Below are 12,138 nucleotides of genomic sequence, written 5' to 3'. Positions count from 1 at the left end.
GAAGGAGGAACAAAATATGCGTTTTGATGAAGCTTATTCAGGTAATGTATTTATCGGCAGTCACCCTGTTTTTGAAGAAAGTGAAGCGGTTCTTTATGGAATGCCAATGGACTGGACAGTTAGCTATCGTCCAGGTTCACGATTTGGCCCAACTCGTATTCGTGAAGTATCAATTGGATTAGAAGAATACAGCCCGTATTTAGATCGAGAGCTAGAGGAAGTAAAATATTTTGATGCAGGAGATATTCCACTTCCATTTGGGAATCCTCAGCGCAGCTTAAATATGATTGAAGAGTATATCGACCAGCTTTTAGCAGCAGACAAGTTCCCATTAGGTATGGGCGGAGAGCATTTGGTTTCTTGGCCTGTTATGAAAGCTATGTATAAAAAATACCCGGATTTGGCCATTATCCATATGGATGCTCATACAGACCTTCGTGAAGAGTATGAAGGAGAACCACTTTCTCATTCCACTCCGATTCGTAAAGTTGCAGAACTAATCGGACCGGAGAATGTTTATTCATTTGGTATTCGTTCAGGAATGAAAGAAGAATTTCAATGGGCAAAAGAAAACGGCATGCACATTTCAAAATTTGAAGTTCTAGAGCCGTTAAAAGAGATTCTACCAACACTTGCAGGTCGTCCTGTTTATGTAACAATTGATATCGATGTATTAGATCCAGCGCACGCTCCTGGTACAGGAACAGTAGATGCAGGCGGTATCACATCAAAAGAGCTTTTAGCTTCTATTCACGCAATTGCTAAATCAGATCTTCGCATTGTCGGAGGAGATTTAGTAGAAGTAGCTCCAATTTATGATCCGTCTGAACAAACCGCTAATACAGCAAGCAAGCTTATTCGCGAAATGATCTTAGGCTGGGTACAAAAGAAATAAATAAAGTAAAAGGCGGCCGCTGTGGCTGCCTTTTTTATTTGGAATATGTGAATGCGTCACGTACTGTAAAAAGGTGAATTCTCGGCGTATCTATCATATTTCCTTTGAAGTATTATTGAATTCTTTCTTTAGAATGTTTATACTATTTAAGTTATAACGTATTCATTTTAATAAGGAAGTGTCTTTTGTGAGTAACGCTTCAGAAGTCAAGAAACCCATTGAAGTTAAAATTGTGACGGATATCCGCGATGGTCACCGAAAAGAGACAACATCGGTAAATACAAAAGGTATGTATTATGAAAAAGGATCTAAAATTTATCTTACATACACAGAGCGCCAAGAGGAAATCGGAGATATTAGAACAATGGTGAAAATTAGCGAAGATGAAGTATCAATTAATCGAACCGGTGCTGTTCAAATGAAGCAATCGTTTCGTAAAAAGGTACAGATCGAAGGAACTTATATAAGCCCTTATGGACGTATGGATTTACTAACATTCGCTCATAACATTGAATATAAACAAATGACTCAAAAGGGTCGATTATTTTTAACGTATGATCTAGAAGTACAGGGTCAGCCTACCGGGAAATATGCGTTAACCATTACATTCAAGGAGGAGAAAAAATGAACATCGTCGAACAAGTGCAGCAAAAATTAAAAGCTGAAATTCAAGATGCTGTGGTCAAAGCAGGACTTGCTGAAAAAGCAGAACTTCCAGAAGTTCTATTAGAAACCCCAAAAGATAAAACACATGGTGATTATTCTACCAATATGGCTATGCAGCTAGCTCGTATTGCCAAAAAAGCACCGCGTGTTATCGCTGAAGAGCTTGTAGCAAACTTCGATAAATCAAAAGCATCTATCGAGAAAATTGACATTGCAGGCCCTGGATTCATCAACTTTTATATGAATAACTCTTATTTAACAGAGCTTATTCCAACGATTGTAAAAGCTGGTGAAGCGTATGGTCAAACAAACGTAGGGAACGGACAAAAAGTACAGGTTGAGTTTGTTTCAGCTAATCCGACAGGGGATTTACATTTAGGACATGCCCGAGGTGCTGCAGTTGGAGACTCATTATGTAATGTTCTTGAAAAAGCAGGTTACGATGTGTCACGTGAATACTATATCAATGATGCTGGTAACCAAATTAATAACCTGGCTTATTCAGTAGAAGCACGCTACATGCAGGCTCTTGGTTTAGAGAAAGAAATGCCTGCAGACGGCTATCATGGTGCTGACATTATAAACATCGGAAAAGAGCTAGCAAAAGAGCACGGAGACAAGTATGTAAATGCCTCTGAAGAAGAGCGTTTTGAATTCTTCCGTCAATACGGGTTAGATTACGAGTTAGCTAAATTAAAGCGTGATCTTGAACAGTTCCGTGTGAAATTTGACGTATGGTATTCTGAAACGTCTCTTTATAAAAATGATAAAATCTCAGTTGCACTTGAAACGCTGAAAAAACAAGGCCATGTATATGAAGAAGAAGGTGCTACGTGGTTCCGTTCTACGACATTTGGTGATGATAAAGACCGTGTGTTAATTAAAAATGATGGTTCATTTACGTACTTAACACCAGATATTGCGTATCACCAAGACAAAATTCAACGTGGATTTGATAAGCTAATTAACATTTGGGGAGCCGACCACCATGGATATATTCCTCGTATGAAAGCGGCGATTCAAGCGCTTGGTTATGAAAAAGATACGCTTGAAGTAGAAATCATTCAAATGGTTCAACTGTATCAAAATGGCGAAAAAATGAAGATGAGCAAACGTACAGGTAAAGCAGTAACAATGCGTGATCTAGTAGAAGAGGTAGGCCTTGATGCAACTCGCTACTTCTTTGCGATGAGAAGTGCGGATACACATTTAGACTTTGATTTAGATTTAGCTGTTTCTCAATCTAATGAAAATCCTGTATACTACGCGCAATATGCTCATGCCCGTATTTGCAGTATTCTTCGTCAAGGTGAAGAGATGGGGATTCAATCAACATCTGGCGCTGACCTTTCATTAATTAGTGCAGAAAAAGAAATGGAACTACTGAAGAAAATCGGAGAGTTCCCTCAGGCCGTAGCGGAAGCAGCAACAAAACGTATTCCGCACCGCATTACAAACTATGTATTTGATCTTGCTTCTACGTTCCATAGCTTCTATAATGCAGAAAAAGTATTAGACAGCGATAATGTAGAAACAAGTAAAGCGCGTATTGAACTAGTGAAAGCTGTTCAAGTAACGCTTCAAAACTCCTTAAAACTAATTGGTGTTTCAGCACCTGAAAAAATGTAACAAAAAAAAGAGCCTCTTGGCTCTTTTTTATTTAAAAAACAAGCGTGGCACCTCCTGTACGCTTTACTCCTCTCATTGATGCTAAATCTTCCACTAATTTTAGCAGCGCTTTATCTTTTAACTTTGCTTCTATCATTACGTCAAAATCTTGTCCAATATCTTTAGCCATTTGCAAAAAAGGTGCGATAAAATCAGTTGAGACATAATCAGAGTGACTTCTAAATTCTTTTTCAGATTTAGGAGAAGAGATATGTACTTTTGGTTTTAACCCGATATGTTTCCACGTGTCAAAGATACGAGGGAGCAATAATGCGAGAGGTTCTTCTCCTTCATTTGCTTTGTGGTGGTGATAATCAAAGAGGAGAGGGACTTTCTCTTTTTCGCATACAGCTAATGTTTCTTCAGTTGTGTATGTTTTATCATCATTTTCAAGAGTCATGCGCTTTTTAATGACAGGTGGCAGCGTTTGAATGTTTTCATGAAATCGACCGATCGCTTTTTCTTTATTGCCATAGGCTCCACCTACGTGAATATTAATAAGAGCTTGATCGGCCACTCCCATCGCTTCAAGCATTCTATAGTGATAATTCATATCTTTTACCGCATTTTCTGTAATATGTTTTTTGTCGCTTGTAAATAATGTGAACTGATTGGGGTGAAAACTCACGCGCAGCTGATGATTCCGAATCAATTCTCCTATCTCTGACCAATCGTCTTGGAACGCATCAATGTAATTCCAATCTACTTCAGGATGAGTAGCTAAAGGGACAAGAGAAGATGATAATCGATACAGCATAATTTCATGGGCAATATTAAAATGTAAAGCGCGCTTAGTATGATTTAAATTTTGTTTTGTGACGTAATGAAGCTTATCCAGCCTCTCATCTTTTTTCATTTTTTCCCATCTGGTAAACGTGAGGGTTTTCGCAGGTGAGCAGTCCCAAAGCGACAGGGCATGTGATACATAGCCAAATCTAATTTTCATTATAAATTTTCCTCTTTTCGTTCATTAAAGCAACGGAGAAATAAAGGTTGCAAATCCTTGCTTTAGTTTTTCACTCCATTTTCGGTTTTTGACATCTTCTAAAGACAAAATGGGGCATTCCCCCATACAAGCTTTAAAGCTGTTCTTTACCTCTTCAATGTATATGGCATCGTAGATTAAACAGTTGATTTCAGCGTTTAAGAACAAGCTTCTTTTATCAAAATTAGCCGTTCCTACATCGCAGATAACATTGTCTGCAATTAATACTTTTGCGTGGTAAAAACCGTAATAATATTGATAAATCATACAGCCTGCTTGAAGTAATGTAGGAAGATAGGCAAATGCAGCATGATGAACAAGCGGTTGATCTGCACGCATTGGAATCAAAATATGAACTTGTACTCCCCGTGCACGAGCTTGCAGTAAAGCATTCATCAAAGGTTCACTTGGAATAAAATAAGGAGTACCTATGTACAATTCCCTATTGGCTTGGTTGATAATCGATAAAAAGCTTTCTTCAAGTGAAAAACCTTCAGTTGACTGTAGCTGAATAACATAGTCTCCTTCAGAGGTTGGTGGAAAGTATCTTTCCACTTTACGCAGGTCTATGCCGGTAGCAGCATACCAGTCGTTTAACAGCTGCATTTGAAGATCTTGGATACCTTCACCTTCCATACGCAGGTGGTAATCTTTCCACACCCCAAGCTTGGCGTCGAGTCCTAAATATTCTCTTCCGATATTAAAGCCGCCAATGTAGCCAACTTTCCCATCAATAACGGCCATTTTACGGTGATTGCGTGCGTTGAGTGTATAAAACAAATAAGGCCACCGTAGCGTTCGACTGTAAGCAAAATGAACACCTTGTTTCTTTAAGAATGCAATTTTGTTTTTCTTGATTTTATAGCTTCCCACACGGTCTACCAATAACCGGACTTCAATATTTTGCTGTGCTTTTTGGACTAGTAAATCTAAAAAATCTTGACTAATTTCATCATTTTGTACGATGTAAAACGATAAATGGATAAACGAAGAGGCATTTTCTATTTCTTGAAATAAATCTTTATACAAGACATTCCCGTCTGCGAACAAAAAAAGAGAAGCACGGCGCTTTGGAAAAGTATTTTCAGCCTGAGAAAATACTTTCTTTCCAACGCCAAGGTCAATTGCAAGCCAAGCAATAAAAATAATAAAAAGTAAAATTACAACCATGCCGCTCATCATGTCACCTCTTTTCCCGATGTAAATACATTTTATGTTGTTCTTAGTGTCACCTTGTTTAAATAGAATATGAACAAAAGAACGAAAAGATATTGACTGAATGCTCATTCATTATATACAATGAAAACAGATATATTATCAGAAAATTTAGTCGTCAGGAGGAAAGAAAGGTAACAAACTATTCAAGGAGGGGACGAGATGACAGGGTTGCTGTGGGTGAATTTTCTCTTTTTTATTATTGTAACCGCTTACGCTGTTTCTTTGTTTGTATATTTAATTCGCACACGCATTGAGTATATTCAATTAGGGAAAAAAGTTGAATTTGATCAGCGGTTAAAAGAAAGACTGCAAAAAATTTGGGTGAACGTGTTTGGACAAAAGAAGCTGTTAAAAGATAAAAAAAGTGGAATTATGCACGTCATGTTTTTTTATGGGTTTATTTTAGTTCAGTTCGGCGCGTTAGACTTCATTATAAAAGGTTTGCTTCCAGGTAAACATTTGCCGCTTGGACCTTTATATCCCGGTTTTACATTTTTTCAAGAAATGGTGACGTTTTTGATTTTAGTAGCAGTTGTCTGGGCTTTTCACCGTCGCTACGTAGAAAAGCTTGTGCGTTTAAAAAGAGGGTTTAAATCTGGTTTAGTACTGATTTTTATTGGAGCACTTATGCTGTCAGTGCTTGTCGGAAACGGTATGTCAATCATCTGGCATAATCATGAAACGTCATGGACAGAACCGATTGCGTCATCGATTGCGATCTTGTTTAAGGGAATCAATGATATTGCCGCTATCTCCATTTTTTATGTTTCATGGTGGATCCACTTAGCCGTATTATTGACGTTTTTAGTATATGTTCCTCAATCAAAACATGCTCATTTACTGGCTGGACCGGCTAATGTATTTTTTAACCGTGTTTCTAAGCCAGGTAAGCTTGAAAAGATTGATTTTGAAGACGAGACCCAGGAGACGTTTGGGGTTGGAAAGATTGAAGAATTCACGCAGCATCAGCTTATTGATTTATATGCCTGTGTGGAATGCGGTCGATGTACGAATATGTGTCCGGCAACGGGTACAGGGAAAATTTTATCTCCAATGGATTTAATTTTAAAGATGCGCGATCACTTAACAGAAAAAGGAGCGGTTGTGACATCTAAGGCACCTTGGGTTCCTACGTATGCATTCTCCAAAACAAAAGGAAATCAGCTGGCGATGATGGCGGCCGGCCAAGGGGGAGCAGAGGCTGCAGCAACAGCGGAATATAATCCCGCTTTAATCGGAGATGTCATTACGGAAGAAGAAATTTGGGCATGTACAACGTGCCGAAACTGTGAAGATCAATGTCCCGTAATGAACGAACATGTAGATAAAATCATAGATTTACGACGTTTTTTAGTATTAACTGAAGGAAAGATGGACGCGGATGCTCAGCGTGCCATGACGAATATTGAACGTCAGGGAAACCCTTGGGGATTAAACCGAAAAGAGCGTGAAGAATGGCGACATGTAAGAGAAGATGTTCACATTCAGACTGTTAAAGAAGTAAGTAAAGCCGGTGAAACGTTTGAGTATTTGTTCTGGGTAGGTTCGATGGGATCTTATGATAACCGCAGCCAAAAAATCGCTCTATCGTTTGCAAAGCTTCTCAATGAAGCGGGTGTTTCATTTGCGATTTTAGGAAATAAAGAAAAAAATTCTGGTGATACGCCGCGCAGGTTGGGTAATGAATTTTTATTCCAAGAGTTAGCTTCTAAAAACATCGCTGAATTTGAAAAAAATGAAATCAAAAAAATTGTTACGATTGATCCACATGCTTACAATATCTTCAAAAATGAATATCCAGATTTCGGTTTTGAAGGAGAAGTGTATCATCACACAGAATTATTAGCTATGTTGGTGAAAGAAGGTAAGCTGTCACCAAAACATGCGGTTAATGAAAAAATTACCTTTCATGATTCCTGTTATTTAGGAAGATATAACGAAGTATACAGTCCACCAAGAGAAATTTTGAAAGCGATTCCAGGTGTTCGTTTGATTGAAATGGATCGCAACCGTGAAAATGGTATGTGCTGTGGAGCAGGAGGAGGATTAATGTGGACGGAAGAAACGACCGGCCAGCGCATTAATGTAGCACGCACGGAACAAGCCTTGGCCGTTAACCCAAGCATTATCAGTTCAGGTTGCCCATACTGCTTAACGATGCTAAGTGACGGAACAAAAGCAAAAGAAGTAGAAGAAAAGGTTCATACGTATGACGTAGCAGAACTGCTTGAAAAGTCAATTTATGGCGACGTGCAAGAACAGGTTTCATAAAGGAGAAGTAGAGATGGTCTTCATCTCTACTTTTTACAGAAAGGAAATTGAGCAAGCGTTCAATCGGCGAGGACAAAGAGGAAGAAAAAGGAGGAAACAATAGTGGGGAAAACAGTTATTGTGAGTGCAGTTCGAACACCTTTTGGAAAATTAGGTGGCATTGTAAGTGGACTAAAAGCGGCAGAACTAGGCGGGAAAGCGATTCAAGCAGCTTCAAAGGGACGTACAGAAATTGATTCCGTTATTATGGGGTGCGTGCTGCAGGGGGGCCAAGGACAGCTGCCTTCTAGGCAAGCCATGCACTATGCAGGTTTACCGTGGCAAGTAGAGACAGAAACCATTAATAAAGTTTGTGCGTCGGGCATGCGCAGCATTACAACTGCTGATCAGCTGATTCGATTAGGAGAAGCAAAAACAATCATTGCAGGTGGAATGGAATCGATGAGTAACGCGCCGTATCTTCTTCCAAAAGCAAGGTGGGGGTTCCGTATGGGAGATAGCGTTGTGACGGATTTGATGGTTCATGACGGTTTGACATGCAGCTTTACAGGGGTTCAAATGGGTACGTATGGAAATGAAATCGCTTCTGAAATGAATATTTCCCGAGAAAAGCAGGATGAATGGGCCCTTCGCAGTCATCAATTGGCGGTAGAGTCAGAAGAGAAAGGGAGATGGACTGCAGAAAGAATTTCAGTTGATATTCCGTCTAAAAAAGGAACGATAACGGTTCAAAAAGATGAAGGACCAAGAAAAGATACGTCGTTAGAAAAACTCTTGTCTCTTCGGCCTGTATTTGGTCACAGCGGAACTATTACAGCAGGAAATGCACCTAGCGTGAATGACGGAGCAGCTGCGCTCATGCTAATGGATGAAGATGTGGCAAAAGCAAATGGCTATGAGCCGTTGGCTACGATTGTAAACCATACTTCTCTTGCGATGGAGCCAAGGGAATTTCCGAAAACGCCTGGGTTTGCTATTAACAAGCTACTGCAAAAAACAAATAAGACAGTAGACGATATTGCGCTGTTTGAAATCAATGAAGCTTTTTCAGCGGTAGCGTTGATGAGTATGGAAATTGCAGGGCTTCCGGCTGAAAAAGTAAATGTGAACGGCGGGGCTGTAGCACTTGGACATCCGATTGGAGCAAGCGGCGCCCGTATTGTTGTAACGCTCATTCATGAATTAAGACGACGAGGCGGCGGACTAGGCATTGCTTCTATTTGCAGCGGCGGCGGCCAAGGTGATGCCATCATGGTAGAAGTGTAAAAGGGGGATACCAACTTGAATATTGAAACAGTTATGGTTATTGGAGCAGGTCAGATGGGAGCAGGCATTGCGCAAGTATTTGCTGCGAGCGGATATCAAGTTTCTTTGTATGACGTTGATCAAAAAAATACACAAAAAGGAATAGAAGGTATTGATAAACGTCTGAAAAAGCAGGTGGGAAAAGGTTCTCTCTCAGCTAAGGAACATGAAGGGATTATGGAGCGCATTCAGCTGGCAAATGAAATAACGGCAGCACAAAAAGCAGATTTAATCGTCGAAGCGGTTGTGGAAAAGATGGAAGTCAAACAAGCCATTTTTGCGGAGTTGGATTCGTTAGCCCCGAGTCATACTATTTTAGCAACCAACACGTCTTCGCTTCCTATTACTGAAATTGCAGCTGTGACCACTCGACCTGAAAAAGTAATTGGCATGCACTTTATGAATCCTGTTCCGGTGATGAAACTCGTTGAAATTATTAGAGGGCTGGCTACTACCGATGAAGTGTATCAAGCAGTCTATGAAACAACGAAAAAATTAAATAAAACCCCGGTGGAAGTTCATGATTTTCCAGGGTTTGTTTCAAATCGAATTTTAATGCCAATGATTAACGAAGCTGTGTTTGCGCTCTATGAAGGGGTAGCAAGCGAAGAGGATATTGATCAAGTGATGAAACTAGGAATGAACCATCCAATGGGACCTTTGACATTAGCAGATTTCATCGGCCTCGATACATGTTTATTTATTATGGAAACGCTTCATAAAGGATTTGGTGACGACAAATATCGTCCTTGTCCATTGCTTAGGAAATATGTAAAGGCAGGGTGGCTTGGTCGAAAAACAGGAAAAGGATTTTTTACGTACGAAACATAAAGGAGTGGCGAAATGATCTTTTTTACGTCTGAACAACACATGATTAAAAAGATGGTAGCTGATTTTAGTGAAAAAGAAGTCGCTGCGGCTGTGCCAAACATGGAAAAGGGTGAATTTCCTCGAGGTTTATTAAAGCAGATGGCTGATCTGGGCCTGATGGGCATTCCCGTTCCTCAAGTATACGGAGGGGGCGGACTGGACTTTGTGTCGTACATGATTGCCATCCACGAAATATCAAAAATAAGTCCAGCCCTCGGCGTCATTCTCTCTGTTCATACTTCTGTAGGTACAAATCCTATTGTCGTATTTGGGACGGAAGATCAAAAACAAAAATATGTAAAAAAACTGGCGACAGGTGAATATTTAGGTGCTTTTTGTTTAACAGAACCTAGTGCAGGGTCTGATGCTGCAAGCTTAAAAACAAAGGCAGAACGAAAAGGAGACCACTATCTTTTAAATGGCTCAAAGCTTTTCATTACAAACGGCGGCGAGGCGGATACGTATATTGTATTTGCTAAAACGAACCCCGAACGCGGGTCGAGAGGGATGAGCGCTTTTATCGTTGAAAAGACGATGGAAGGATTTTCAGTAGGAAAAGATGAACATAAGATGGGTCTTCACGGTTCTCGAACGGTTCAACTGCACTTTGAAAATGTGCAGGTGCCTGTAGAAAATCGTCTCGGAGAAGAAGGTGAAGGCTTTCGAATTGCGATGGCTAATTTAAATGCCGGAAGAATTGGTATTGCTGCTCAGGCGGTAGGAATTGCTGAAGGTGCCTTAACGGCAGCTAAAAACTATGCAAATGAACGATATCAATTCGGAAAACCGATTTTATCTCAGCAGGGTATTGCCTTTAAGCTGGCTGATATGGAAACGGCTGTTGAATCAGCGAAGCTTTTAATGTATAGAGCGGCTTTTTTATATGATCAAAAACTTCCTTGTAAAAAAGAAGCCTCAATGGCGAAATTGTTTGCTTCCCAAACAGCGATGAATGTAGCAATCGATGCGATTCAAGTTTTGGGAGGCTATGGTTATATGAAAGATTATCCAGTAGAGAGGTATTTTCGCGATGCCAAAGTATGCGAAATCTACGAAGGTACAAGCGAAATTCAGCGCATCGTCATTAGCAGTCAATTATAGGGGGAATAATCATGTTTTTTAAACTTTCAGAAGAACACGAAATGATTCGAAAAATGGTGCGGGACTTTGCCAAAAACGAAGTGGCTCCGACAGCTGCACAACGAGATGAAGAAGAACGTTTTGACAGAGGAATCTTTACGCAAATGGCTGATCTAGGATTAACAGGTATTCCATGGCCGGAGCAATACGGAGGAATTGGCAGTGACTATCTAGCTTATTGCATTGCTGTTGAAGAACTGTCTAGAGTATGTGCATCAACAGGCGTTACTTTGTCGGCTCATACTTCTCTTGCCGGCTGGCCAATCTATACATTCGGAACAGAAGAACAAAAACAAAAATACCTGAAACCTATGGCAACGGGTGAGAAAATAGGTGCTTATGGGTTAACCGAACCGAGTGCTGGATCAGACGCAGGAGGAATGAGAACGCTCGCTGTAAAAGACGGAGAAGATTATATTTTAAATGGTTCTAAAATCTTTATTACAAACGGCGGCGAAGCGGATATTTACGTCGTATTTGCTCGCATCGATCCCAATGAAAAACGCACGAGCGCTTTTATTATTGAAAAAGATATGCCGGGATTTTCAGTTGGTAAAAAAGAAAAGAAACTGGGCATTCGCTCTTCACCTACCACAGAAATTATTTTCGAAGACTGCCGTGTTCCAAAAGAAAATTTGCTGGGAAATGAAGGAGAAGGATTTAAAGTTGCGATGATGACACTAGATGGCGGCCGAAATGGCATTGCAGCGCAGGCTGTAGGAATTGCTCAAGGGGCGTTAGATGCGGCCGTAGCTTATGCCAAGGAACGTCAGCAATTTGGTAAGCCAATTATTTCTCAGCAAGGAATTGCGTTTAAGTTAGCCGACATGGCCACGAGTATAGAAGCTGCAAGACTGTTAACCTATCAAGCTGCTTGGTTGGAGTCCCAAGGGCTGCCATATGGCAAAGAATCAGCCATGTCAAAATTATATGCTGGGGATACAGCAATGAAAGTAACGACAGAAGCTGTTCAAGTATTTGGAGGATACGGTTATACAAAAGATTATCCAGTAGAACGTTTTATGAGAGATGCAAAAATCACGCAAATTTATGAAGGCACACAAGAGATTCAGCGTCTCGTCATTTCTAGGTATCTTGCTAAATAAAAAACTTGTTGTAG

Annotated in this window: 10 protein-coding genes; 8 read left to right on the top strand and 2 right to left on the bottom strand. The window is 40.2% G+C overall.

Translation table 11 applies throughout. The annotated features are described in order from the left end of the window. The first annotated feature begins 16 nt into the window (after nt 1-16). The 3 genes from speB (at nt 17) to argS (ending at nt 3,190) form a co-directional block, all read left to right on the top strand. A complete protein-coding gene (gene speB, locus ACFX4W_RS17955) occupies nt 17-895 on the top strand; it encodes an agmatinase (RefSeq protein ID WP_013059842.1) in 879 nt (292 codons plus the stop codon). Nucleotides 896-1,082: 187 nt separating this feature from the next. Continuing rightward, nucleotides 1,083-1,523 carry a YwiB family protein gene (locus tag ACFX4W_RS17950; protein ID WP_237075084.1) on the top strand — a complete coding sequence of 147 codons (441 nt, stop codon included), beginning with the start codon at nt 1,083-1,085 and terminating at the stop codon, nt 1,521-1,523. Further along, entirely contained in the window at nt 1,520-3,190 is a 1,671-nt protein-coding gene (argS, locus tag ACFX4W_RS17945) for an arginine--tRNA ligase (protein ID WP_014457737.1), read from the top strand. The genes ACFX4W_RS17950 and argS overlap by 4 nt, the downstream gene beginning before the upstream one ends. 31 nt (nt 3,191-3,221) lie before the next feature. Here argS and uvsE read toward each other — a convergent pair whose 3' ends face one another. Both uvsE and cls read right to left on the bottom strand, forming a co-directional pair. After that, nucleotides 3,222-4,175, bottom strand: a complete 954-nt coding sequence (gene uvsE, locus ACFX4W_RS17940) for a UV DNA damage repair endonuclease UvsE (protein ID WP_043977511.1) — start codon at nt 4,173-4,175, stop codon at nt 3,222-3,224. A 24-nt stretch (nt 4,176-4,199) separates the two neighbouring features. Then, complete coding sequence (gene cls, locus ACFX4W_RS17935) at nt 4,200-5,393, bottom strand: cardiolipin synthase (RefSeq protein WP_052500286.1); 1,194 nt, start codon at nt 5,391-5,393, stop codon at nt 4,200-4,202. 198 nt (nt 5,394-5,591) lie between these two features. Between cls and ACFX4W_RS17930 the strand changes: the two genes are divergently transcribed. The 5 genes from ACFX4W_RS17930 (at nt 5,592) to ACFX4W_RS17910 (ending at nt 12,124) form a co-directional block, all read left to right on the top strand. After that, nucleotides 5,592-7,703, top strand: coding sequence for a (Fe-S)-binding protein (locus tag ACFX4W_RS17930; protein WP_237075081.1), 2,112 nt, complete (start codon nt 5,592-5,594; stop codon nt 7,701-7,703). A 102-nt stretch (nt 7,704-7,805) separates the two neighbouring features. Next, the gene (locus tag ACFX4W_RS17925) at nt 7,806-8,969 is read left to right on the top strand and encodes an acetyl-CoA C-acetyltransferase (RefSeq protein WP_043977507.1); all 1,164 of its coding nucleotides are present in this window, start codon (nt 7,806-7,808) and stop codon (nt 8,967-8,969) included. A 15-nt stretch (nt 8,970-8,984) separates the two neighbouring features. Beyond that, a complete protein-coding gene (locus ACFX4W_RS17920; RefSeq protein ID WP_043977505.1) occupies nt 8,985-9,839 on the top strand; it encodes a 3-hydroxybutyryl-CoA dehydrogenase in 855 nt (284 codons plus the stop codon). Nucleotides 9,840-9,851: 12 nt separating this feature from the next. Then, the gene (locus tag ACFX4W_RS17915) at nt 9,852-10,979 is read left to right on the top strand and encodes an acyl-CoA dehydrogenase (protein ID WP_162215101.1); all 1,128 of its coding nucleotides are present in this window, start codon (nt 9,852-9,854) and stop codon (nt 10,977-10,979) included. A gap of 11 nt (nt 10,980-10,990) precedes the next feature. Beyond that, nucleotides 10,991-12,124, top strand: a complete 1,134-nt coding sequence (locus tag ACFX4W_RS17910; protein ID WP_013059833.1) for an acyl-CoA dehydrogenase — start codon at nt 10,991-10,993, stop codon at nt 12,122-12,124. The last annotated feature ends 14 nt before the right edge of the window (nt 12,125-12,138 follow it).

The sequence above is a fragment of the Priestia sp. YIM B13489 genome, assembly GCF_042787645.1.
Classification (GTDB): Bacteria; Bacillota; Bacilli; order Bacillales; family Bacillaceae_H; genus Priestia; species Priestia megaterium.
The sequence above is the reverse complement of the archived record's forward strand: the minus strand, read 5'-3'. Positions and strand labels throughout refer to the sequence as shown.